This is a genomic window from Flagellimonas sp. 2504JD4-2, from assembly GCF_053642935.1.
Map to the genome: position 1 here is coordinate 339,800 of NZ_JBSIOV010000004.1, position 24,551 is coordinate 364,350.

General features: G+C 38.5%; 18 protein-coding genes and 1 tRNA gene. 10 read left to right on the forward strand and 9 right to left on the reverse strand.

From position 1 onward, the window contains the following. The first annotated feature begins 217 nt into the window (after positions 1–217). From ACULLH_RS16760 to ACULLH_RS16790, 7 genes are all read left to right on the forward strand, one after another. Positions 218–1,993, forward strand: coding sequence for an arylsulfatase (locus tag ACULLH_RS16760; protein WP_454089906.1), 1,776 nt, complete (start codon positions 218–220; stop codon positions 1,991–1,993). A 150-nt stretch (positions 1,994–2,143) separates the two neighbouring features. Further along, positions 2,144–4,618 (forward strand): glycosyl hydrolase family 95 catalytic domain-containing protein, encoded by a 2,475-nt coding sequence (locus tag ACULLH_RS16765; RefSeq protein WP_454089907.1) that lies wholly within the window; start codon positions 2,144–2,146, stop codon positions 4,616–4,618. Continuing rightward, positions 4,615–6,045 (forward strand): arylsulfatase, encoded by a 1,431-nt coding sequence (locus tag ACULLH_RS16770; RefSeq protein WP_454089908.1) that lies wholly within the window; start codon positions 4,615–4,617, stop codon positions 6,043–6,045. Before ACULLH_RS16765 ends, ACULLH_RS16770 begins: the two co-directional genes overlap by 4 nt. 817 nt (positions 6,046–6,862) lie before the next feature. Then, positions 6,863–9,145, forward strand: coding sequence for a GH36-type glycosyl hydrolase domain-containing protein (locus ACULLH_RS16775; RefSeq protein ID WP_454089909.1), 2,283 nt, complete (start codon positions 6,863–6,865; stop codon positions 9,143–9,145). A 102-nt stretch (positions 9,146–9,247) separates the two neighbouring features. Beyond that, complete coding sequence (locus ACULLH_RS16780) at positions 9,248–11,221, forward strand: thrombospondin type 3 repeat-containing protein (protein WP_454089910.1); 1,974 nt, start codon at positions 9,248–9,250, stop codon at positions 11,219–11,221. A gap of 359 nt (positions 11,222–11,580) precedes the next feature. Then, positions 11,581–12,450 carry a helix-turn-helix domain-containing protein gene (locus ACULLH_RS16785; protein ID WP_454089911.1) on the forward strand — a complete coding sequence of 290 codons (870 nt, stop codon included), beginning with the start codon at positions 11,581–11,583 and terminating at the stop codon, positions 12,448–12,450. A 98-nt stretch (positions 12,451–12,548) separates the two neighbouring features. Next, the gene (locus tag ACULLH_RS16790) at positions 12,549–13,361 is read left to right on the forward strand and encodes an enoyl-CoA hydratase/isomerase family protein (protein ID WP_454089912.1); all 813 of its coding nucleotides are present in this window, start codon (positions 12,549–12,551) and stop codon (positions 13,359–13,361) included. Positions 13,362–13,664: 303 nt separating this feature from the next. On the opposite strand, the gene ACULLH_RS16795 is transcribed toward ACULLH_RS16790, so the two are convergent. Together ACULLH_RS16795 and ACULLH_RS16800 are read right to left on the reverse strand one after the other, a co-directional pair. Next, the gene (locus tag ACULLH_RS16795; protein WP_454089913.1) at positions 13,665–14,477 is read right to left on the reverse strand and encodes an alpha/beta hydrolase; all 813 of its coding nucleotides are present in this window, start codon (positions 14,475–14,477) and stop codon (positions 13,665–13,667) included. Between the two features lie 242 nt (positions 14,478–14,719). Then, positions 14,720–16,105: a RagB/SusD family nutrient uptake outer membrane protein gene (locus tag ACULLH_RS16800; RefSeq protein ID WP_454089914.1), complete on the reverse strand. Its 1,386-nt coding sequence runs from the start codon at positions 16,103–16,105 to the stop codon at positions 14,720–14,722. 1,048 nt (positions 16,106–17,153) lie between these two features. Between ACULLH_RS16800 and ACULLH_RS16805 the strand changes: the two genes are divergently transcribed. Further along, positions 17,154–17,717 carry a BfmA/BtgA family mobilization protein gene (locus ACULLH_RS16805; protein ID WP_454089915.1) on the forward strand — a complete coding sequence of 188 codons (564 nt, stop codon included), beginning with the start codon at positions 17,154–17,156 and terminating at the stop codon, positions 17,715–17,717. A gap of 111 nt (positions 17,718–17,828) precedes the next feature. Here ACULLH_RS16805 and ACULLH_RS16810 read toward each other — a convergent pair whose 3' ends face one another. Together ACULLH_RS16810 and ACULLH_RS16815 are read right to left on the reverse strand one after the other, a co-directional pair. After that, positions 17,829–19,052 carry a site-specific integrase gene (locus ACULLH_RS16810; protein WP_454089916.1) on the reverse strand — a complete coding sequence of 408 codons (1,224 nt, stop codon included), beginning with the start codon at positions 19,050–19,052 and terminating at the stop codon, positions 17,829–17,831. Between the two features lie 228 nt (positions 19,053–19,280). After that, positions 19,281–19,353 (reverse strand) — tRNA-Lys (locus ACULLH_RS16815). A 116-nt stretch (positions 19,354–19,469) separates the two neighbouring features. Between ACULLH_RS16815 and ACULLH_RS16820 the strand changes: the two genes are divergently transcribed. Continuing rightward, complete coding sequence (locus tag ACULLH_RS16820; protein WP_454089917.1) at positions 19,470–19,985, forward strand: shikimate kinase; 516 nt, start codon at positions 19,470–19,472, stop codon at positions 19,983–19,985. Here the strand turns inward: ACULLH_RS16820 and ACULLH_RS16825 are convergent. Continuing rightward, positions 19,977–20,474, reverse strand: a complete 498-nt coding sequence (locus ACULLH_RS16825; protein ID WP_454089918.1) for a phosphoribosyltransferase family protein — start codon at positions 20,472–20,474, stop codon at positions 19,977–19,979. The two genes, ACULLH_RS16820 and ACULLH_RS16825, sit on opposite strands and share 9 nt — an antisense overlap. A 35-nt stretch (positions 20,475–20,509) precedes the next feature. Beyond that, positions 20,510–20,881 carry an RNA-binding S4 domain-containing protein gene (locus ACULLH_RS16830; RefSeq protein ID WP_454089919.1) on the reverse strand — a complete coding sequence of 124 codons (372 nt, stop codon included), beginning with the start codon at positions 20,879–20,881 and terminating at the stop codon, positions 20,510–20,512. Between the two features lie 78 nt (positions 20,882–20,959). Between ACULLH_RS16830 and ACULLH_RS16835 the strand changes: the two genes are divergently transcribed. Then, the gene (locus ACULLH_RS16835; protein ID WP_454089920.1) at positions 20,960–21,943 is read left to right on the forward strand and encodes an FKBP-type peptidyl-prolyl cis-trans isomerase; all 984 of its coding nucleotides are present in this window, start codon (positions 20,960–20,962) and stop codon (positions 21,941–21,943) included. A gap of 36 nt (positions 21,944–21,979) precedes the next feature. Here ACULLH_RS16835 and ACULLH_RS16840 read toward each other — a convergent pair whose 3' ends face one another. From ACULLH_RS16840 to ACULLH_RS16850, 3 genes are read right to left on the reverse strand one after another with little or no spacing between them, the layout of a single operon-like run. Then, positions 21,980–22,609: an outer membrane beta-barrel protein gene (locus tag ACULLH_RS16840; protein WP_454089921.1), complete on the reverse strand. Its 630-nt coding sequence runs from the start codon at positions 22,607–22,609 to the stop codon at positions 21,980–21,982. 51 nt (positions 22,610–22,660) lie between these two features. Continuing rightward, positions 22,661–23,614: a transketolase family protein gene (locus tag ACULLH_RS16845; RefSeq protein WP_454089922.1), complete on the reverse strand. Its 954-nt coding sequence runs from the start codon at positions 23,612–23,614 to the stop codon at positions 22,661–22,663. Positions 23,615–23,630: 16 nt separating this feature from the next. Then, on the reverse strand, positions 23,631–24,476 hold the full coding sequence (locus ACULLH_RS16850; RefSeq protein WP_454089923.1) for a transketolase: 846 nt from the start codon (positions 24,474–24,476) through the stop codon (positions 23,631–23,633). Positions 24,477–24,551 lie beyond the last annotated feature (75 nt).

Consider the following 24,551-nt stretch of genomic DNA (forward strand, 5'->3'; position numbering starts at 1 on the left):
TGTTTGGTGGTTAGATGGCTCAATATATGGAATATGTTCAAATCCTGGAATATTAAATGCAAATGTATTAGCCGTCGAAAAAGACATGGTGATGGCTTCCATTATACTCATTCTTGGAGAAAGTTCTATGATTTTGGACTGTGTGATTGTTTGGAAATGGGAGTTGACATAAAAGGAGGTACATACTATGTTACAAAATGAAAATCATATCATAAAAATGAAAAACAAGAAGAGTTCAAAATTTCGCATAGTTCTCCCATTGTTAATATTGTGTTGCAATTTGGTATTGATAAGTTGTTATGCGCAGAACCACCCTAATGTTATCTTCATATTAACGGACGATCAAGGTTACGGTGATTTAGCATGTCATGGTAACCCATGGATTAAAACCCCAAATTTGGATAAACTTCATTCGGAGAGCGTTCGGTTTACTAATTTTCATGTGGGAACCACATGTTCCCCTTCCAGGGCTGGGTTGTTATCGGGTATGTATAACAACAAGGTAGGTGTCTGGCATACTGTAAGCACTCGGGAGATGGTAAATAGGAAGGAAGTGTTATTGCCCCAGATTTTTAAAAGGGAAGGATATAAGACTGCAATATTTGGGAAATGGCATTTAGGTGACAATTACCCCTATAGACCACAGGATCGAGGATTTGATGAGGTGTTGGTACATGGTGGCGGAGGTGTGGGTCAAGGACCAGATTTCTGGGGGAACAATTATTTTGATGATACCTATTTTCATAACGGCGTTCCAAAAAAGTTTTCGGGTTATTGTACAGATATATGGTTCGAAAATGCGCTTAAGTTTATAGAATCAAACAAAGATGAGCCTTTCTTTTGCTATATAGCAACCAATGCTCCACACAGTCCATACATTGTAGCAGAAGAATACAGTGATATATATAAGGACCACGAAAAGATACCTAACGCCAATTTTTATGGAATGATTACGAATATTGATGATAATATTGGAGTGTTAAGGGAAAAGCTGGAAGATTTCGAAATTGCAGACAATACAATACTTGTATTTATGACAGATAATGGGACCAGTGCAGGCGTCAAATTTGATGAAAATGGTCAAGCCAGCAAAGGATTCAACGCCGGAATGAGGGGTGTGAAAGCTTCTCCTTTCGAAGGAGGACATCGTGTGCCATTCTTTTTGCACTGGGAAAAGGGGGAATTAAATCATGGTGAAGACATAGAATATCTTACCTCTTTTACCGATTTTATGCCAACAATATTGGATTTATGCAATATAGAGCACCAAAAAGTTAAGGCCTTTGATGGGATAAGCCTAAAGCCGTATCTCGAAAAATCAGAAAAAGAATATCCCGATAGAACCATTTTTGCCGATACGCAAAGGGAAAATAAATTGCGAAAATGGAAGGATTACTGTGTTATGACCCAAAATTATAGGTTGGTTAATAATCAACTTTTTGATATTAATATGGATTTTGGACAGGAAAATGATATTTCTGAAAAAAAACCAGAGGTAGTAATGAGACTCAAAAAAGCATATGAAAACTGGTGGAGCGAGAATACAGAAAATAACAATTACATCCCAATAGGAGACAAAAATCAGGAAAAAGTGCATTTGTACACGATGTCGGCTTTAGCGGAAAAAGGGTTGCCCGCTTGGTCTCAGTCCGATGTATTGAATGGAGGAGGGAACAATGGAGTATTCCCTGTTGATATTGTTGGACCAGGAAAGTACAATTTTGTACTCAGACGATGGCCCAAGGAGATTGACCTTAGAATTAACCAAGGGATGTTGCATAACGAAGATTTGGTTGGAAAAAAATTTGACGCTGAACGGGCATATGTTGAATTGGATGGTGAAAAAGTTGAAACATCCGTTGAAGATGGAGATTATTTTGTCTCCTTAAAATTGAATATAGAGAAAAAAAAGACCTTTTTAAAAGCACGATTTGTTTTGGGAGATGGAAGTGAAAAAGATGCTTACTATGTCCAAGTAAGTAAGGTAGATTGATCAAGGTAATCTTCAATCTTTGATATGTTATTTAAGTTGTGCAAAATTATCTGGCAGATTCGTCTTTGGCCCATGGCAGTTATAAAGATGGAAATACTACTTTTTTAATTAAAATATAATTTAAGCTTCAAAGGCAAACAAAGAATGTATATGTTATATAAACCATTCCTCGGAATAGTTATTACTGGTTTTGTTGTAATGAACAACATAAGTTGCGTAGGCAAAGATGGTGAGGACGGGATTGACGTTGAAACTGCGAAAATAGAGTCAATAGTCAGCTCAAATGATGTACTGTATCATGAGCCACCGGAAGAGCCCAAACTTTTGAATGTCCATGGCAATCTTCCCACAGGCATACCTTTAGGCAATGGTAGGTTTGGAGGTATTTTAAACACCACTAGAAACCAGTTTGACCTTCAGTTTAACCATACTGATTTTTGGAGGCACAATCCAAAAACAAAACATCATACCCAATATGGTGCCCGACCTTTTGGTCTTGCTTATTTAAAGTGCTCTTGGAATATCTTGTTCACTGAATATGAGAACAGACTGAATTTGTATGAGGGAACCTCAGAAACCAATCTAAGCACGGGGAGGGATAAAATGAAAATGGAATCTTTTTTTGATATGGAAACAGATTTGGCCATTTTTAACATTTTGCCAGAGATTTCAGAAAGAGTAGAGTTCGATATTACCCTTCAAAAATGGAGGGACAAGGCTGTTGTTATTGCAGAAAATGACCTTATCATTATTTATGATAAACCAGAATTGGCAAGAAGCTATGGTGAGATTGAATATTTGAAAGAATTGACCAAAGATACCTATCAAAGTTTGTACAGTTCACAGGCAATTGGACTAAGAGTTCTCGGGGGCATCCAAGAACTTTATAGAAACGACAAAGGAGAACCTGTTATGAAAATTAAAAATTCGGGTAGTGAAAATATCTCTATTGTTGTTGGGGCAGTGGTTATTGAGGATACAAGTATTATGCAAAATATTGTTGAAGATCTAAAATCTAAATTGGAAAGTGTAGAAAGCATAGATAGACTTAGAAAGAGCCATTTGAAATGGTGGAAAAACTTTTGGAGCTCATCATATGTCCAATTGGAGTCTGCAGATGGACTTGCTAAGATGTACGAGCAGATTTGGCATATGCAATTGTATTCCATGGCCAGTTCCAACAGGGGAAAATACCCTGCAAAAATGAACGGCAGCATATGGAGAGTGGACCAAGATGAGAGACCCTGGGGAGGGGGATATTGGCATTTCAACCAAAACACCATGCATGGGAGTCTTCTGGCAGCCAACCACCCAGATTATACACTTCGCTATGTTGAACAGTTGACAAAAAATATCGACCTTTTAAGGAAGCAGACCAAGGACTTATGGGGAAACAAAGGGGTTTTCGTTCATGAAACACACTCGCCGGATGGTTTGGCGTATCAATTTGATAGGAAGCCTATATATGAAAAGAACCCTAAATGGACAAGTCATATTTTTTCGACCACTCTTGAAATTGCATATCAAATGTATCAATACGCTCTTTATGTCGGGGATGAAGCCTATATGGAAGAGAAGGTTTTTCCTTTTTTTAAGGAGGCCTGTACCTTCTATTTAGATCGACTGAAAAGTGATGAAAATGAAAGTTTGTTTATGTACCCTTCCAACGGGCATGAAAACTTTTGGAATGTAAAAAACCCTCAAAACGATTTGGCTGCCATATACAGGTGTTTCCCAATTTTGATCGGACTTTATGAAAAATTTGGGAAAGGGGATGGGGAAAAGGAAAAATTCGTCGATGCTTTAAGGAGAATGTCCAATTTCCCAATTGGAAAATGTATAAGGGATTTGGATGGTGGGCCCAAAGCACCAACGATTAGAATCGATTCTGGGGTGGATGTGTTTGCCCCCTGCGAATTTGTGGATGACTGGGCCACGCACAATGTTCACTCTGTTGATAATTATACCACATATCCCTTTGAATTAACAACTATAGATCACCCCTTGTATGAAATGGCTAAAAATACCATTAAGAATTCTTTTTTTGCGGAGATAAGCTCGCCTTTGATGAGGAAGATGATACCTTCAGCAATCTTACATATGCCAGAGGAGACTAGAGAACTGTGCCGCCAGTATTTGGAGAATATACAGATGGCCCCAAGTGGTCTGGCCGCCACGGAACCCATGGGAGACATGGCAATCACGGTCAATTACATGCTCCTTCATTCTTTTGATGATATAATACGAATTGCTCCCTCTTTGCCCAAAGATTGGGATTCGCAGTTTAAATTGTTGGCACAGGGTGCTGTTGTGGTACACGCACAGGTTAAAAATGGAAGCGTAACATATGTTTCACTAATGCCCAAGAAGGCCCAGAAGATTAGATTATTTAATCCATGGAAGGGTGATGCAAGGGTCATTGGTGACAATGGAACCGAGTTTGTAGTAAATGGGGAAGTACTTGTGTGGGAAGCGGAAAAAGATGTTACTTATAAAGTTTCTTCACCGGCCAGTGAGTTCAAATTTTTGTCGTTGAAGAAGAGAAAGAAAAATAACAAGGTAAAACGGTTTGGGAACAAACAAATAGGAATACCGAAAACCAACTTAGCACAATGGGGACGATGAAACCAATTTTGATTAGTGCAATTTTAGTAAGTTGCATAATTCATTTAGGGTGTAACATACAGCAAAACGAAAAGGTAGCGGAAAAAGAAAATTTTGGACAAAGCCCTAACATTATCTTTATACTTACTGATGATCAGGGGTATGGCGATCTGGGCAGGCATGGTAACCCAGTATTGAAGACCCCTAATATAGATCGTTTATACGATGAAAGTGTTCGTTTTACAGATTTTATGGTCAGTCCGACCTGCGCTCCTTCGCGAGCAGCCATTTTCTCAGGAATGCACGAATTTAAATCCGGGGTAACACATACATTGGATGAACGATCAAAAATGGATTTGAACGTAGTCACGCTGACCGATATCCTTAGTGCTACAGGATACAAAACAGGTTTGTTTGGCAAATGGCATCTTGGACTTGATTCATTGTACCGTCCAGAAAATAGAGGCTTTGATGTTGCATTGACTGGCAAGGTGGGTATGGACTATAGAATCTACAACAATCCAATTTTGTATAGAAACGGCTTACCTGAAAAGCACAAGGGGTACAGGACAAATATATTGTTCGACGAAGCCATAAAGTTTATCACTGCCAATAAAGAAAAACCTTTTTTCTGTCATATTCCCACGTATTCACCCCATGACCCATTGGATGTCCCAACAAAATATAGTGATCGTTATAATGGGAACAAGTTTTTTGGGATGGTGTCATGTATTGACGATAACATAGGAAAACTGATGGACACTTTGATAGAATTGGGATTAGACAAAAATACCCTGGTAATTTTGATCAACGATAACGGTGCGACCTTCGGTTCCGATATATGGAATGCCAACCGCAGGGGGGTAAAGACCACTGCTTGGGAGGGAGGGACCAAGGCATTTTCTTTTTGGCGCTGGCCTGGGACCCTTGTTCCAAAGGATGTTGATGTATTAACAGCTCACGTGGACATATTACCCACTTTGGCTGAAATAGTGCGTGCGGACATTCCTGACGGGACAAAAGCAAAACTAGATGGGAAAAGTCTCGTGCCCCTTCTAAAGTATGGTAATTGGCAAAGCGAAGATAGATTTGTTTTTACACATGTGGGGCGCTGGAACAAGGGGACAATTGATGCCCATAAATATTGCCAGGTGGCGGTAAGGTCGAATAATTATAGTCTTGTTAGAATGGAAAGTTGTAACAGTTCAGAATGTCGTGCAGAATGCAGTGTTTTGGATAAGGTTGAAGCGGGAGGTGAAGGCTACTATTCCAAAATAAATGCAGGATTCAATTATAAGCTTACAAGTGAGGGGAAATGGGAGTTGTACGATGTGAAAAATGATATTTCACAAGAACACAATATAGCTAAGGACTATCCCAATATTGTTAATGAAATGAGTCAAGCCTATGAAAAATGGTGGGAATCAGTTTATGATGGTATCAAATAAGGTAATCTTTAACCATTTGAATAATCCAACTTGACTTTTCAAAAGGTAAGAAATAGGGGCGTTTGTGGTTTGCGGAGAAGATTATATCGATTTTTGTAATAATACACCTCAAATGAATGGGCGTGTGAACTTCTGTTGACTAAGAGAAGATATTTTTATTATTAAAGCACTTAGAGTCGAGCACCTCGTTTGAAATATATGGGACACTGCGCTGGGAAGTATTAGTAGAAATGTGGTTTTTTAAATTAATTCTCAACAGGAGGTTATTCAACCCTCGATACTATATATTTTGGATAGAGTTCTAAACTTAAGTTATCATTAAGAGTCATCAAGATGGTTTGATTGCCATTGTCACATAAATGCTTGGGAACATGGGCCATAACTATGGAAGGTCTGGAGATCCAAATAGTTGGTGTCCTGTTTATCATTAACTAGAATGTAGTTGATCAGCTTTAGGGCGGACAGATGGATTAATTGCAAAATAATACCATATTATGGTAATTGCGTATAGAATGGCCGCTGCTGATTCCAATATTTTTATGTCGTGAAAGTGATGGTGTGACTTGCTTCCAAAGATTTAATGGAAGCGTTCCTTTTTTATAGGTTGAGCATGTTATGCAAGGTTGCATACTTTTAAGCTTTAAGAAGACTTTACTTAACCTTCATCATAATTCAAAGGTTCGAATACACGGCCGGAAGAAATTTTTTGCAGGAAGCAATCTGAATGCGATGTTTAATCCCCAATTATAACATTAAGGAAATTAGCTTAAATACGACAAAAGTAGTTGCATTTGAATTCGTAAAATTATTAAAACATATGTTCAAGAGCATTTTTATTATCTCGATATGTGTCTTTTTTAATTTTCAACTTGCTTATACACAGAATGGGACTGAAATCTTGCTTGGTACATGGGGTATGGATAAGAATAACATGCCCTATTTCTCTTATACAGGCGATTTACCGTTCAAAGCTCAGACAAAGAATGGTGCCAAGGTTAAAACATCCAATGACCCTTATTTTCTTTTGGGTAATTATAAGTTTAAACTCTTTGCACATGTTTCTGGGGAATATGAAATTTTCAGTACTGAGCGTGTCATCTCTCGTCTGAACCGAAAAACAAACGCGTCGGCATCGATTATGGTCGATGGTATAAAACATCGGCTTACTGGGTTAAATTCATTAGCTGCCGACTCGGAAAGTACCCGTCGAACATTTGGGGCCGGTTTTGCCAAGTATCAATACGCTTTGCCCGATATTGTATGTGAAAGAACCTTTAGTGTATTGCCGTCCCAAGAAATAAATGAGGGTGTTTCAGGTTTTAGATTGTCAGTTTCAATCATAAACACTTCTTCAAAAGAAGTGAATGTTGATTATTCTGAATCACTAAGGGTATTGTATGAAAAAATTACCAACCATCCTGAAATTTATGATTTAAGCTACCATTCATCGTTTGATAAAGTTCGTGATAATCTTGGGGTTGCGATTTCAAAAGTCAACGGTGATGAGGAAAGGGAATTGTTCACTGATATTACCGACCCTTCTTACATGGAACTATACCCTCCAAGACTTTTTATAAAATCTGAATTTAAAGGAAATGGAGAACTGATTCTTGCCGGGGATTTGGCTAAGGGTACTTTTAAAGCCAAGATCAAACCTGGTGAGGAAAAAAGCTTTGATCTAATTATAGGTTATTCTTTTAGCGCTGATCTTTCTGGGATTGAGGACATATCGGATAAATTGATGTCGGTTACAGCAGACCAACATTCAAATCTGGAAGAATCGATCTCGAAATATTGGAGCAAGAAGATTGATGGCTTTGAGCACGAAAAGGACATGGAGTTGCGAAGAGAAATGATCTGGCATAACTATGTTCTCGAATTGCTTGCCTCGTACAATGAATATTTTGATGAGACTTTTATACCACAAGGTTGTATGTACCTGTTCTCATGGGGTATCAGGGCGGCCCCAAGGGACCAGAACCAGCACGCCCTTGCGGTGTGCTATACAAACCCCGAACTGGCCAAGTCAATAATCCGATATATTCTTAAAAAATCCGATCAAAATGGGAATATACCTTTTATGGACATGGGAACTGGGCGGGTTACCTCAAAGTACTATGAGACCAGCGACCAACAGTTGTTTCTTTTTATGCTGCTCTCAGAATACCTCAGGATTACGGGGGACTATGATTTTCTATTGGAAGAGGTTGCCTACTATCCTAAAAATAATGGGGCAAAGAATACGGTTCTAAGAAGGATATGGGAATATTACAGGTATTTAAAGGAAGATATTGGGTTAGGACCTCACGGGCTCATAAGATTGGGAAATTCCGATTGGAACGACATCGTATTTTATAGGTTGGATGCAAAATACAACAGTATCTTCATGTCGAACGAGTCGTTGATGAATACCACAATGGCGGCAAGCATTCTACCGAAATTAATAGAGGAATTGCAAAAAGCAGGTAAAAGAGAACCATTTAAGAACCAAAAGAATTTTATTTCCAACCTATGCAAGAGCATTTCAGATTATAGGGACAAGATCTGGAACAATTTTCTTGAGGACCACAAGGATCGGACTTTTGCAAAGAGGATGTACTTTGACCATAAGCCCGTGGGCGAGGACAATATGTTTTTGGAACCCCAAGGTTTTCTGATGCAAGTGGAGGACTATGGACTTGAAAGAAAAAAAACATTGTACTCCGAGATCAAGAAAAGGATTCTTGACGATGAAAAGATAGGTGCCCGGCAAGAGGAGAAGATGGAATTATCTGAATATAATTTCGGCAGTCGGGAAAACGGGGGCATTTGGTACTCTTTAAATGGTCCTCTCATTATTGGTCTGTCCACTTGGAATCAAGATGCCGCGTGGGAGCTTTTCCATAAAATGACCTTAAGGAACCATACCCTACATTTCCCACAATACTGGACCAGTTATTGGTCCTCCTTCGATTCGATTGATTCATCAATACTGTCAAGTGAGGGATTGCACACCCAACAACAATGGCTTTCGGATGATACAAAGACCTCTTATTGTGCCCATTTGCACGCATGGTTGGTTTACAGTTATAAATATTTGAAACATCTTGATACACAATAATTTAACCTATCCAGACCAATACTCTTATGTATTGCAATACAACAAAATACCTAACGTCTATTTCGATATAATTGAATTTAAAAGAAACAAACTCGTTAGCCTATGTTAACTCACCTTAAATCTTTAGTTTGCATTGCGATTTTTCTACTGTTCCATAACTTGATTAAGGCGCAGGATACTTTTGCGGATGATTTTAACGGTATTGGTTATTCCAACAATAGCGGCACTGTGAGCTTTACCACTGAATGGATAGAAACAGGAGAATCTACAAATCCGACAGCAGGGAGAATACGGATAAATAATAATCAATTGCGATTCAGAAATTTGGATACACGTTATATTACTAGAAACTTAAACCTCACAGGATACTCCAATGTTACCTTGACACTTGACTATATCCGAACCAGTGGAGATGAGACCATTACCGTACAAATGTATGATGGTTCTAATTTCACCAATGTTGCGGAATTATCCGGTACTGGAAATCTAAGTTATATCTTGTCTTCAAATGAGATAGGGGTCAATTCTGCAATTAGGTTTATTGCCACAGATGGTGATTGGGATGTTAATACGGAAACAATATTCATTGATAATATTCTGTTTACTGCTACATCGTCGGGGTTTGATAGTGATGGTGATGGAATTCCGGACAGCTCGGACAATTGTCCTTCTTTCGCTAATGTGACCCAATTGGATAGTGATGGTGATGGAATAGGGGATGTATGTGATGACGATGATGACAATGATGGTGTTACGGACGAGGAGGAATGCTCTGGTATAGTATGCCTTCAACCTATAGTTAATGGAGGATATGAGTCACCGATAGTTGTCTCTGGTGGGTTTAGTCTCGTAAACCAGAGTGACGTCCAGGGGTGGCTGACGACGGCCTCTGATGGTCTAATAGAGTTTTGGTCAAGTGGATTTCAAGGAGTGTCAGCTTTCGAAGGTAATCAGTTTGTGGAGCTCAATGCAACTCAGAGTTCGGCCTTGTATCAAAATCTGTGTTTAACACCAGGGTCTACAATACAATGGTCGGTGAGACATAGGGGAAGAAGGGGAGTGGATGTCGCCCAAGTGCGCATTGGTGCTAATTTGATAACAGCACCAGTGCAAACAACTATGAGCGATGGTCGTAGTTCTTGGGGCTTTTATAGCGGGACATATATCGTTCCGGCAAACCAAGCCAATACCATATTTATTTTTGAGGCTGTATCAACCTCAAGTGGAAATCTCTCTGTAGGGAATTTTATAGATGATGTGCAGATTACTGTAGTATCCACCCCGCCATGTCAGGATTCTGACAATGATGGTACAACCGATGACCTAGATATTGATGCTGATAATGATGGTATTTATGACCTTGTCGAGTCGGGTAATATATTACTGGATTCGAATTTAGATGGGGTGATTGACCCAAGTAATGGCAGCGTTGGAAATAATGGCGTGTATGACCTTATTGAAACATTTCCTGATAGTGGGATTGTTAGTTCACAATATGAGGCCGCAGACACTGATAACGATGGGGACAAAGATCCAGAGGATATAGATAGCGATGGAGATGGTTGCAACGATGTGATTGAGGCAGGGTTCTCCGAGAGTGGAATCAGACCGGGGGAATTACAGGGAACTGGTTATGATATGTCCAATGGAACTGTTACGGGAAATTCAGATGGTTATACCATACCCCATGATAGAGATGCAAATGGTATTTTGGATTTTCAAGAAGCGGGAGCTACACCCAACATTACATCTCAACCCACGAATGTGACCACATGTCCAGGATGTACTGCAACAATGAGTGTTGGTTCTGATGGGGGTGCATACCAATGGCAGCGGTATAATGGGAGTGGTTGGGACAATCTATTAGATTCGGGAATCTATAGTGGGACTTCCACCAACGTCCTTACTATAGTTAATCCCTCGCCAGCTGAGAATTCCGGTCTTTATAGAGTTGTAATAACCAATTTGAACTATGTTTGTGATGACACGACTATTTCTAACACCTCAACTCTGATTATAAGAGTGACCACTGTTCTCACCAATCGCAGAATAACACATCGTGTAAAAAAGAACTAATTGTGGATGTTCATTCCAATGAAATGATTTGGTTGCCAATGGGCGACATAACGCGGCTATAATCGTCCAAAATGTTGGGCTGGTAGTACCAACCCCACCCCATGACCTTTAAATAGGTAACTTTACTTTTGGAGATTTCTTCTAGCCTTCTTTTTGGGGATATATTTGACACATACAACCTAACGAAGGCTCGGCTAACAGCACTTTGTTGATTAGTCCCGTATTAGAAGTCTGAAATACATAAAACATGTGCAAAATTGAATATCTTGTTTTGCCAAATTTTCTGTAACTTGATGTGGGTCTAAGTTTTGTTATGATATTTCTCATTTGTTCGCAAACAATGATAATATAGCTTGTATATGGTAGAAATGTATCTAGATACGGTCTATGATTCAAATTCATTTAAATCGAAAGGGATTGGAATCATCAAAATAGAGAATCTCTTCGAAAGAAGAGAAGCTTTGGGAAAACCACATTTATTAGATTTTTATCTTTTCATTTTTTTAACTAGAGGTGAAAGTGAGCATTTTATAGATTTTTCATGGAGAAAGGTGCGAAAAGGAATGTTTGTTTACTTGGCTGAAGGTCAGATAAGTGCTTTTAAGCTTAATGCGAAGCTAGAGGGTTACGTTATTCTATTCACAAAAGATTATTTAAATAAACAGTTGGATAAAATACCGAAAGAAGCATTTATCTGCTTATTTACCCCGCACTTATATCCTTCAATATTCGAGATTCCTAACAATACTGGTACAATAAGCTATATTGATTTCTTATATCAAGAATATATCTGTCGTAAGGGGGAGAGCAGCCAAGAGTATATTATAGATTCATTGTATGCCATAATTTTTGCTAAAATTGAGCAATTAAAAAAACATAACATTCTTCATCCAAATGAATCCAACAAACTGGCACTGTTCTTAAAATTTGAAACCATATTGGAAAAAGAATATCAATTTAATAGAAATGCCAGCTATTATGCAAAAAAACTACATGTCACATATCAGTACCTAAATCATTTGTGCAAAGAAGTTGTGGGGCAATCAACAAAAAGGTTTATAGATTCGTTTGTTATTCTCGAAGCAAAGAGAAAATTGATTAACTCAGATATAAAGAGTAGCGAACTTGCCCATTCAATGGGTTTTGAAGAATCGACTAATTTTGTAAAATATTTTAAAAAGCACACCAAATTCACACCTAACCAATTTAAAAACTTACATATTCAATAAATTGGTTTAGAGATTTACCTTTTTATTAGTAATAATGACCCATAAACTAGACTTTCTTCGAAGTACCTTTGTAAATAATTTAAGGTCAAATATTTTAGATGAAAACACTGGTCATAACAAAGAAGGAAGGAGTAGCAACGGTTGTAATTGATAATCCACCAGTTAATATTTTAACTGCAGACTTGATTGATGAATTAAATTCATTTCTATGTTCTTTAAAGAATGATGTTGAAACAAAGATTGTGATTTTTAAATCGTTTCATGCAAAGTTTTTTATAGCGCACTTGGATTTGAATATAATAAATGGAACACCAGAAGGAAGGTCTGTAATCCTTGAGTTTAGTCACTTGATTAAAAATATCAAGGAAATGAAACAATTATCAATTGCATACGTGGATGGAGTTGCTAGAGGTGGAGGAAATGAATTTGTTATGGCCTGTGATTTGTCTTATGGTACGGAAAATTCGAATTTTGCGCAACCAGAAATAGGAGTTAATATTCCCACGGGTGGTCAAGGAGCTGTTCAGTTCGCAAGAAGAATGGGGAAAGGAAAGGCCTTAGAAGCCCTTTTGACAGGTGTTGACTTTACAGCCGAAGAAGCTGAACAGCTGAACATTATCACGAAATATATCCCAAAAACCGATATTGATGCCTATTTAAATGGAATAACTTCAATTATAAGAACTTTCGATTTGGACAACATTGTAATGTATAAAAATATCATCAATACCTCGATCAAAGATGAAGATGCTGGGGCTGGGGTTGAGTTGCGGTATTTTTTCCAAAGGGCCAGACTTGACAAAACTCAAGCAATCATAAAGGCTTTCTTAAACAATGGAGGACAGACTGAGAGGGAAGCTGATGACATTCAAGGGATTTTTGCTGATACTGTTAAGGAACTTTCCGAATAAAAAGTGGTTGTGTGAGCAAATTGGCCGGCTATGTGAAGAATTATGTTCGAAAATGTTTTATTGGAGGATTTTGCGATTAGATCTAAATGTATCTTTTGCTTATATTTCCATTGAAAGTACTGTTTGAATATTAGGAAGGAGTAATCTGTTACTTTGTTTTTGTTTCCTTAACTATGGATTGTTAAGCAGAGCATGAAATGGATATATCTTGTCTGCTTTGTGTAACTTGTAATAAAAGAATTCGGTTTAAGGTTGCTTTTAAGGTACCCTCGGAACCGTTTTGATTTTTTGAAACAAGTACATTTATTTATTAAAGTAATCATTAAAAAACAAAAGTTGATATTTTATCGAATTTGACCAATAGGCCCAATTGTGATTCCCTGGTCGTTCAATATATTCATGAGGGATATTTCTTTCAATCAACTTTTGGTGCAGTCTCTTATTGGCATCATAAAAGAAATCACTGGTCCCACAATCAAATATAAGTTTTAACCTATCCCTTCTCAGCATATAAACCATGTTGAATACCGTATTTTTTTCCCAGTTTTCTGGATGATCGGAAAGGTTTCCCAATCGCTTATTCAAATCCCAGTTATCTGGAAAAGGACGTATGTCCAAACCTCCACTCATACTTCCAGCGGCCCCCCAAATGTCTTGATGCTTAAAGGCAAGATAAAATGAACCGTGTCCTCCCATGCTTAAGCCTGTAATGGCTCTCGCCGAGTCTTGTGCTAATGTCTTATATTTTTTGTCCATCACTTCAATAAGTTCTTTAGAAAGGTAAGTTTCATAATTCATACTTTTGTCAATGGGGCTATCAAAATACCAACTGGTAAGACCACCATCAGGACAGACAATAATCATGTTATATTCATCGGCATAATCTTTTATACTTGGAACCTTTGATATCCAATCTGTATAATTTCCGCCAGCCCCATGAAGCAAATATAGCACTGGATATTTTTCTTTTTGTGAGGAGTAGCTATCAGGTAGAATTACAATATTTGCAATAGGTTTGTTCATGGACCTGCTTTCAACAATTAATGTATCCACCTGGGATGCTTTAACAATCGTGGTGGTACAAATTAAAAAGAGTAAAAGTGATTTTAATTTCATGGTATTTATGTAATAATTTAGGCTAGATAATTATAGGCCAGCAATATTTAGGGAAATATAGCAAAACCACCCGAAAGTCTTCAATTTATTATGGTCTTCAGTTATTTTTTTGATTAAGTGAATGAGTTTGATTAGTGGTTGAACTAAAAAAGCACAATCCTTTAAAAAATAAGAATTATGCCTTTTCGACGATCTACTAAACTAACTCAAAAGGTTATTTGCCTCTTATTTTTTTGACCAATTCAATAGCCTGGATTTTGGGTTAAATTTGGATTGGCATCAAGTTCTGTTTGAGGAATTGGAAATAGACCTCTAATGTTATCGGTGGTGTCTTTGAACTGCCAAGCATCGGTCCATTTTCCGAAACGGATCAAATCGGTTCTTCTATGGCCTTCATATACAAATTCACGACCTAGCTCTTTTAAAAGGATATCCAAGTCAATTGCAGATAAAGGGTTGTCTGGTTCGAAGGCTCTGGCCCTGACTATATTGATATCTGTTAACGCAAGTTCAGAATTTCCTAGTCTAAGGTTGGCTTCCGCTCTCATCGTGTATGCTTCTGACAGTCTTATTGCCAAAAAATCATTGCCTCCATCTGATCCAACAATATTGGGGTCTTCATTCCATTTCAGGATTCTTGCACCATCAAAATAGGCTGTCCTCAATGGGTCTGTTAAATTGCGGTCGTGAATAACAATTTCCTCTTCACCGGTTATAAAATTAAGAGCTGAAAAAGGAAGGCCATTGGCGTCAAAAATTGTATCTACCACTATCTGCTCCAAGCGATTATCTTCAACTTCAAATGAATTTACAATATCCGCAGTGACCACAAATCCACCCCATGGAGAAATGGTGGTAAAGTCCGGATGGGCATTTAGTGATATTTGATTCACTACATTCCCCGCTCCGGAAACCGGGTCAAACCTAATTGCAAAAATGGATTCAGGATTATCCAGTTCATTTTTAGTGTTAAACGTATCTATGTAAGGAGTAATAAGACTATATGACCCTGAATTGATTATATCGGAAGTCAAATTAATAACCAAATCTAAATTCTGATCGGAAAAGACACCTGTCTCAAAATATATATTTGAGTTCAGATATAATTTGGCCAACATCATTTTGGCAGCATCCTGAGAAACTCTACCGAAATTCTCTCCCCTCTGTAAATTTGGTAATAATTGCATAGCCTCATTCAATTCATCTACAACAAATTGAGCCAGCTTAGACCTATTGCTTGCATTATCATTTGAAGGCGGTTGGTCGGAATCTCTCAATGGTTCTGTTACGATCGGAACATTTCCGTACATATCCAATAGGATTAAATAAAAATAGGCCCTTAATACCCTGGCTTCAGCAATCAACTCTTCCTTTTGATTGAATTGTGCGTCTGAATTTTCAATGTTAAATATGAAAGAGTTTGCTCGCGCAATCCCAGAGAACATATCACTATAAAAATTACTTAAATCTAGATGATTTGGGGTCCAAGAATGCTCAGAAAGTCTTATCCAACTGCCACCATCTTCCCATCCCCATCCCGGTCTAGATGGTACAATGGTCGCATCAGAGCTTACCTCACTTAGACCTACAAAACCTCTTTGATTAAATACCGGTCCTTGAAAGGACATTACTTGCTGGTAAAGACAAAATACTGATTAACTAAATAAGTGCTATGATTATTTTAATGAGGTATGCTATCCTTGAAAAAAATCGACAACTCGACTAGTGATCATCATGCATAATCAAACGATTTGGGATTTGTCTATTCGAACATTTGATCCAAAATACGACAGCAGACATCCGTTGGGTTTAAAAGTTCCTTGTCTGTAGGATTATTGGTCTTTTTATTTATAAACAGGGATAATACTCATTTCTAACGTTTATAGAACCTTGGGATCCCTGAATCAATCCGCTTGCAGGGGAATTACATTGAACAAGGTTCTAAACCCAAGTTTCTTTCTCAGCAGTTTAAGAGCGACTCTTCCCAACATCATTTTTGTTAGGGTCGGCGAACATTTCTACAGGGACATAACCCGTTTTTTTGTGAATGTCAACCGTTCTTGGGAAGTCAGGCCCTTTTTTATCGTTCAACCAATAACAATAGGTAAACCAATATTCTTTTTTGGCTACCACAATTAAATCTCAAGACCGTTCATTATTCAAATAAATTTGCTTTTGTGCTTTTGTATCCAAAACCAAATCAATTTCAGAGCAAGCTTCAAAAAGCTGTTTTAAAGGATAGATTTAGAAGTTCGTATAATTTTCTCTTGGATGTCTTTTTTGTAGTATCTTTTAATAGTTTCGTTAATTCCCCTTTTATGGGACAATCCAATTACATTTGATCCACGATAAACAGTGATTGATGAATTTCCTAGAATCCTAAGCCATTGATGCATTGTTTGCAAAATTTTCCTATTTATTTCCTTAAAACCTGCCCTGCCCAATCTTTTTGTTTAGAGTGCCTTTACCTTATGGGAAAGGTTCTTCGAAATCATTTTTGGTGATTGTTCGGAGAAGCGAGAGGGTAGCGCGCCAAGGCGACGCTACGATGGTGATTTGCTCCGCAAATAGTTGAATATTAGGAGGTTTTGTGAAAGTTTTAAAATAAGGGTAAATCCAAAGTTTGTTGAAAAACACCTTAGAAACCCCATTAACATTGAAAAAGTTTGTTGAAAAATGCGTGTAAAGGGTAAATATGAGTACAAATATCTCGCCTTGAACCTAAAGGCATCCGTGGTAAAACGGTTCCGTCCGTTCGCCAAAAAGATTTCTGGTTCGCAATCCGAGGCTCTGGAGAAAATGATCGATTTTTTTGAGTGGCATGGCTTCAAGCCCAATGACCGTTTTGTGCACAGTATCTTGGAAGAAATACGAAAGAACCGCAAACGGACTGAGGCAAACATTGCCATTCTCCGAGATATTGAAATCAATCAGACCCGACCCACCAATGCCATGCTACTTTCCCTTTTTGGTGAAAGTATAAAACAGGAAAAACCAATCCGTAAAGAGAAGAAGCTCGTCAAAATAGGACCTGAAAACAGAAAAGAAGAAATAGAGGTCACGGTACCCAAAATCCGTTATGAGCGGCTAATGGATAAAATGGAAATGTTCAAAAGGGAAAGTCAATATGTAATTGACCATGTAACTTTGATAAGGCCTTCCTTTGGGAAGCCTTATCTGAAGTTGGAAGTCACGGAAGGGGAGTTGGAAAATTATAAACGGACAATTAAGAACCTATAGAAGGTTCACGAACTTTTATTTAGCCTTCCACCAAGCTCAGCAGGTTTGTTTTGGTAAGGTTTGGGGCTTGCAGCGCGAAACCTTGTTTCGCTCGCTCATGTTGTACCTAAATCAAGAACCCAATTTGAATTTGACTTTTACAACTTCCATATCTTCCATCAACTTTTTATCAATCACCTTGGCATAGATTTGGGTTGTTTTCAATGATTGGTGCCCTAGCATTTTACTAACGGATTCAATGGGTACGCCATTAGCCAAAGTCACTGTAGTGGCAAAGGTATGTCTGGCCAAATGGAAGGTCAGGTTTTTTTGGATTTTGCAAATAGTGGCTATCTCCTTCAAAAATGCATTGGTCTTTTGATTACTGATTACGGGTAGTAACAAGCCATGCCCCTTTGTCAAAGGATGGTCCTTGTATTTGCTCAAAATTGATTCTGATGTGGGTAGTAGGGGTACAACGCTTCTTGAATCTGTTTTCGAACGTCTTATTTTAATCCATCGTTTCCCATCTAGCCCTGGAACAATATGTTTTGAGGATAGCTTTTTGACATCTACAAAAGCTAGTCCCGTAAAACAGGAAAAAACAAAGATGTCCCGAATCTGCTCCAGTCTTGGGATATCAAATTCCTGTTCTAGAAGTGAGCGGAGTTCAAGTTCCGTTAAAATATCGCGTTCTACTTTTTTCCATTTGGCCTTCCAATGATAGAAGGGGTCTTGGTTCACCCAATTATTGGCAACAGCAATCCGCATTATTTTTTTAAAGTTTACAACATACTTGGTGATGGTGTTTTGGTTGCCAATTTTTTGGGTTTTTAAAAAGTGGTGAAAACGATTGATGAACTTTAAATCCACTTCTTTAATATAAATATCTTTCATCTTATACTCTTTCTGGACAAAAGCTGCTAAATGGTTCCTAGTTCGAATATGTCTTCTATAAGCTCCATAAGAATACTCTAAACCCAGTAATTGTTCTATTTGATTATTATGCTTGTCATAAACCCCAAGAAGTGTTTGATTGCTACTTTCAGTATTGAGCATTTTGTGCTTTATTGTTTCAGCAGTAAAAGGTTTCTTTTTAAGAACAAGTTTTGAATGAATTTTAAAGGCCTTGGATTCCAATTCGTCTAAATAGTGATTGAGTTCTCTTGTATAGGGGTTCGAACCCTTGACCCTACCTTTGATTGAGCACCATTTTTCTAGCTTCACTTTACGTTGAATGCTGAACTCTGATCGTTTGTAATTGACTGTAATTCTGAGGAATAGCGGTACTTGACCTTGGTGGTTGATTCGGGTCTTACGAACATAGCATAAAACGGAGAAAGAATTTGTTTCCATAACTGTGATTTTACTGATTTTTAAAATGTTAAATTTTCTTTGTAAGAACTTGATAATCAGAAATTTTAACAGCTTCGGGGTGTACACTTTGTGAATTCAAAAAAGTGTACACCGATTTGTACACCGCGAGAAGCGGTATTATTTGATATCAAATGAAATCAGGGAAAATAAAAAAGTCTGTAAATCAACGATTTACAGACTTTTTGAATAATTATGGACTCTTAAAAGTGACCTGACTGGGGCTCGAACCCAGGACCCTCTCCTTAAAAGGGAGATGCTCTACCAACTGAGCTATCAGGTCAAAAACTGCTTTGCTAATCTGCGTAAGCGGGTGCAAATATAAGCCCAATAATTTATTAGACAAACCCAAATAATGATAAATTTGTGTTTTTTTAAAAACACCTTTAAATCCATCAAATGAAAGTAGTTTTAGTGGGATATATGGCAAGCGGAAAATCTTCGGTCGGTAAGTTGCTGGCAAAGCACTTGGAGCTCGAATTTATCGATTTGGATGAGTACATAGAAGAGTATGCGGAAAAGTCCATTAAAGCCATTTTTTCGGATAAAGGAGAGATTTTCTTTAGAAAACTGGAACATCGAATGTTGAACAAGGTTTTGGACGAGAAAGAATCCGTGCTACTTTCAACTGGGGGTGGAACACCTTGCTATAGTAACAATATGGACACCATATTGGAGAAGGCCGATCATTCGATTTACCTGCAACTGCCCATTTCGGTTTTGGTCGATAGAATTAGTAAGGAAAAAGAAACAAGACCCTTGGTAAAGGATCTGACAGATGATGAGCTACCAGAATTTATCGGGAAGCACCTTTTTGAAAGAAGGCAATTCTATGCGCTAGCGAAGCACATCGTCAATTGTGATAAAAAAGCATTGGAGCAAGTTGTTTCTGAAGTAAAGGAGCTATTACTCTAAATAAACGGCATCATTTTTTGGTTCGAATTCCACACGAATATGTTCATTAAGCGATGTGGACAACGAAATACCCTTGTAATCCGCTTTAATAGGATATTTTTTATGATTTCTATTCACAAGTACCGCGGTCTTTAATTGTTTGATGGGAGTTTTAAGAAAATGATGGACTCCGTATATCAAAGTAGTCCCCGAGTTTAGAACATCGTCGACCAGAACAATTGATTTGTTTTTATAGGCTTCCTCACTTACCGATGTGTTTACCCCGCTTTTCAGTGGATTTTTTTTATCCATTTGAAGTTTGCAGAGCACAATTTCGGCTTCGGTGATTTTTTTGAGCACAGTGGTGATTTTTTTGGCAAAATTCAATCCACCCCCATCAATTCCCGCTACTACGATTTCTTTTTCGTTGACGTTGGCCTCGTAAATTTGATAGGCAATTCGCTTTACCGTATGTTGTATTTGGTCGTGGGTGAGAATGCGGTTTACCATAAATGCTATGTTTTGCTCAAAGATAAAGAAACCAATTATTCAGATTCGTCCAAATAACCATCAATATCCCTTCTATCTTTTTTTGTTGGGCGCCCCAATCCTTTTTTTCTATAATGATCTTTTGCATGTTTGAGTAGCTCCGTATGCTCAAATGATTCCTTGGGAGTAGTATCCTTTCGATAAATATCAACCAATTTTGCACCGACCCTGCTCTCTGGAAGATCCAAAACGGTTAGTTGATAATCGATTTGATTTTTCCTTAGAACAATGTTATCCATGGGGTAAACCTCCCGAGAAGGTTTGACAACGCTACCGTTTATACGAACATGCCCTTTTTTAACAGCATTTGTAGCAACGTTTCGTGTTTTATAGTATCTAATACACCAAAGGAATTTGTCTATGCGCATAAACTCTGCAAATCTTTGTTAATGCAATACACAAAAATAGCGGAAAATCGTATCTTGCGCAGCTAAATTACAAACTTGATGAAGCACGGAATTTTTGTTTTCTTATTTGTTGCGGTATTTTTTACTTCTTGTAATAATGATGATGATGGCACACCTGACGTTATTGTGGTGCCCCCTAGATTATTGGCTGAAGTGGCAACGGAAAATGAAGAGGAAATCCAGGAATTTTTGCAGACCCATTTTTATAATTATGAGGAGTTTGAAAACCCTCCAGCAGGGTTCGATTTTAGAATTAAGATTGATACCATAGCAGGAGCAAATGCCGACAAGACTCCATTGGCAGATATGGACGAACTCCAATCCATAACCATTAATGTTTCGTCATTTGAGCATCAGTTGACGGAAGAAGAAAATGATATTCCACATAAGTTGTATTACCTATCGGCTAGAGATGGAATCGGAGCGAGCCCTACAGTTGCGGATTCAGTATTTGTGAGATATGAGGGACTTATATTGGACGGAACCACCTTTGATGCTTCTTTAAACAATGCAGTTTGGTTCGATTTGGCAAGGCTTCAGGATTTGACCCAAGGTTTTAGGGGCTTTGCTGAAGGAGTACCTAATTTTAATGCTGGAGGCACCATAATTGAAAATGGAGATGGTACAGTCACGGTTGATGGCTATGGAGTTGGAATGATAATTTTTCCCTCTGGCCTTGGAGCTTTTGAGTCAATTAGCGGATCCATACCTCAATATAGTCCGCTCATTTTTAAGATTGATTTATATACCTTAAATGATACCGATCACGATAATGATGGTATTCCGTCAATAGAGGAGGACCTTAACGGGAATGGATATTTGTATGATGATAATACGGATTTGCAAAGTGAAGAAGATGCTGGACTATTGGTGAGGTTTGCCAATTTTCAGGATGCTGATGACGATGGCGATGGGGTATCTACGCGAAATGAAATATCGGATGATGACGGCAATATAATTACACCGTTTCCAGATTCGAATAATGATGGGACTCCAGATTATTTAGACCCAGATACAAATTAATAGGATTAAAAAAGCCACCTAAAAGGTGGCTTTTTTTTATCTGCGGTTACTTCCGCTGAGTTTTAATGACAATGCAAATATTACTTGCGATGGTCTGGAATCTACCCGACCTTCAATATTGGTAATGTTGTTTCCAATGAACCGAGCCTCATTCTCAGAGAATCCACGCTCATATCTAACATCCAGTCCTATTTTTCCCAGATTGACACCAACGCCGGCATTTAGTCCGACTGAAAAATCATTTTCAACATCCTGAACCTGTAAATCTCCAAGATCGTTGTTCAAAACATACTGAAAAGCAGGTCCTGCAAAAACGTGGAGTGGCCCAACAATCTTAACCCCAATAAGTACCGGTAGGTCTAATTTGGAAAGATCATAATCATTGGAATTGCTGTCCACATCGTAGGTACTTTTGGTTTTGGTATAAACCAATTCTGGACGAATGTACATTTTAGGAAAATCCAATTTTCCCCAAAAACCGAAATGGTAACCAGTCTTTCCTTCCGCACCTTCCACAACATTTTGTGCGGAATTGCTAACGGTCTGAATCAGGTCTCCGTTCTTGTTGTAACTAAGTCCTGCTTTGACTCCCCATCCTGTACCGCTTTGGGCGAATGCAGCCGTTCCCATTAGGGCAAAAGCTGCCACTAGAAGTGTTTTTTTCATAAGTGTTTCGTTTAATTGATTGTAGCAATATCAAATATGATACCGAAAAATCTATTTTCGTTTCAACACTCTTAAAACGGCTTCTTGGATGGCTTTATTGTTTAATCCGTATTTCTCCATTAACTGATCAGGGGTTCCACTTTCACCAAAAGTGTCCTGTGTGGCCACAAACTCCTGAGGCGTAGGATGATGACTTGCAAGTACTCGGGAAACACTCTCTCCAAGTCCTCCTAAATAATTATGTTCCTCTGCAGTCACAACACATCCAGTTTTCTTGACAGAAGCCAAAATAGCTTCGTCATCCAATGGTTTTATGGTGTGGATATTGATTACTTCGGCAGAAATACCTTGGTTTTCCAAATTCTCTGCAGCGATCAATGCTTCCCATACCAAATGACCCGTAGCGATAATCGTCACATCGGTTCCTTCATTAAGCATTAGGGCCTTCCCGATTTCAAATTTTTGGTCAACGGGGGTGAAGTTGGCTACTTTGGGTCTACCGAACCTTAGATAAACGGGTCCATGGTGCTCTGCAATGGCAATCGTCGCTGCTTTGGTTTGGTTAAAATCACAAGGATTGATCACCGTCATACCCGGCAACATTTTCATGAGACCGATATCTTCCAAAATTTGGTGTGTTGCACCATCCTCACCCAATGTAAGTCCGGCATGAGAGGCACATATTTTTACATTTTTATCCGAATAGGCCACAGATTGACGTATCTGGTCATAAACCCTACCGGTTGAGAAGTTGGCAAATGTACTGGTAAACGGAATTTTTCCTCCAACGGTCAAACCGGCGGCAATTCCTATCATATTGGCCTCCGCAATACCCACTTGGAAAAATCGTTCAGGATTTTCTTCAATGAAAGTTTCTAGTTTTAGAGAGCCCACCAGGTCGGCACATAGCGCTACGACATTGGGGTTGGTTCTTCCCAGTTCGGTCATTCCTGCTCCGAAACCACTTCGGGTGTCTTGTTTTCCTTGGTCTGTATATTTGGTCATGTCTGTTTCTTAAGAATTAATAATCACCTAAAGTTTCCGGATTCTGTGCTAATGCCGTTTCCAATTGTTCATCATTGGGGGCTTTACCGTGCCAAGCGTGGGTATGCATCATAAAATCAACACCATTGCCCATTTCGGTGGTCATGACAATACAAACGGGTTTGCCCTTTCCAGTCCTGCTCTTGGCTTCCTTCAATCCGGCAATAACTTGATCAAGGTCATTTCCATTTTCAATCTCCATCACATCCCAACCAAACACTTTGAATTTTTCAGCAACATCTCCCAAAGGCATCACATCTTCTGTTGCACCATCAATTTGCTGTCCATTTCTATCCACAGTAGCGATTAGGTTATCAACCTTTTTTCCTGCTGCGTACATGATAGCTTCCCAGTTTTGCCCTTCCTGTAACTCTCCATCACCGTGCAGACTGAAAACCAAATGGTCATCTCCATTCAATTTTTTGGTCAATGCAGCGCCAATGGCAACTGACATGCCCTGTCCAAGGGAACCAGAGGCGATTCGAACCCCAGGCAAACCTTCATGCGTGGTAGGGTGCCCTTGCAATCGGGAATCGATCAATCTAAATGTATTGAGTTCATCAATGGAAAAATATCCTCTTCTGGCCAGAACACTGTAAAAAACAGGCGAGATATGTCCGTTGGATAGGAAAAAAACATCTTCTCCAATTCCATCCATATCAAACCCTTCTTTAAGTTCCATAACTTCATTGTATAGTGCAACGAAGAATTCGGTACAACCCAATGACCCACCCGGGTGGCCTGAATTTACCTTGTGGACCATTCGTAAAATGTCCCGTCTAACCTGGATTACTAAATCCTGTAATTCTTTAATGTCTGGCATCGTATTTATTTTATGGAGGCAAAAGTAACGGCAATCGTTCTGCTACACAAGCACTAACACATTATTTTACGAAAT

Coding starts and splice junctions, on each gene's coding strand:
- ACULLH_RS16760 (WP_454089906.1), top strand. CDS start 218: ATGAAAAACAAGAAGAGTTCAAAATTTCGCATAGTTCTCCCATTGTTA.
- ACULLH_RS16765 (WP_454089907.1), top strand. CDS start 2,144: ATGTTATATAAACCATTCCTCGGAATAGTTATTACTGGTTTTGTTGTA.
- ACULLH_RS16770 (WP_454089908.1), top strand. CDS start 4,615: ATGAAACCAATTTTGATTAGTGCAATTTTAGTAAGTTGCATAATTCAT.
- ACULLH_RS16775 (WP_454089909.1), top strand. CDS start 6,863: ATGTTCAAGAGCATTTTTATTATCTCGATATGTGTCTTTTTTAATTTT.
- ACULLH_RS16780 (WP_454089910.1), top strand. CDS start 9,248: ATGTTAACTCACCTTAAATCTTTAGTTTGCATTGCGATTTTTCTACTG.
- ACULLH_RS16785 (WP_454089911.1), top strand. CDS start 11,581: ATGGTAGAAATGTATCTAGATACGGTCTATGATTCAAATTCATTTAAA.
- ACULLH_RS16790 (WP_454089912.1), top strand. CDS start 12,549: ATGAAAACACTGGTCATAACAAAGAAGGAAGGAGTAGCAACGGTTGTA.
- ACULLH_RS16795 (WP_454089913.1), bottom strand. CDS start 14,477: ATGAAATTAAAATCACTTTTACTCTTTTTAATTTGTACCACCACGATT.
- ACULLH_RS16800 (WP_454089914.1), bottom strand. CDS start 16,105: ATGTCCTTTCAAGGACCGGTATTTAATCAAAGAGGTTTTGTAGGTCTA.
- ACULLH_RS16805 (WP_454089915.1), top strand. CDS start 17,154: ATGCGTGTAAAGGGTAAATATGAGTACAAATATCTCGCCTTGAACCTA.
- ACULLH_RS16810 (WP_454089916.1), bottom strand. CDS start 19,052: ATGGAAACAAATTCTTTCTCCGTTTTATGCTATGTTCGTAAGACCCGA.
- ACULLH_RS16820 (WP_454089917.1), top strand. CDS start 19,470: ATGAAAGTAGTTTTAGTGGGATATATGGCAAGCGGAAAATCTTCGGTC.
- ACULLH_RS16825 (WP_454089918.1), bottom strand. CDS start 20,474: ATGGTAAACCGCATTCTCACCCACGACCAAATACAACATACGGTAAAG.
- ACULLH_RS16830 (WP_454089919.1), bottom strand. CDS start 20,881: ATGCGCATAGACAAATTCCTTTGGTGTATTAGATACTATAAAACACGA.
- ACULLH_RS16835 (WP_454089920.1), top strand. CDS start 20,960: ATGAAGCACGGAATTTTTGTTTTCTTATTTGTTGCGGTATTTTTTACT.
- ACULLH_RS16840 (WP_454089921.1), bottom strand. CDS start 22,609: ATGAAAAAAACACTTCTAGTGGCAGCTTTTGCCCTAATGGGAACGGCT.
- ACULLH_RS16845 (WP_454089922.1), bottom strand. CDS start 23,614: ATGACCAAATATACAGACCAAGGAAAACAAGACACCCGAAGTGGTTTC.
- ACULLH_RS16850 (WP_454089923.1), bottom strand. CDS start 24,476: ATGCCAGACATTAAAGAATTACAGGATTTAGTAATCCAGGTTAGACGG.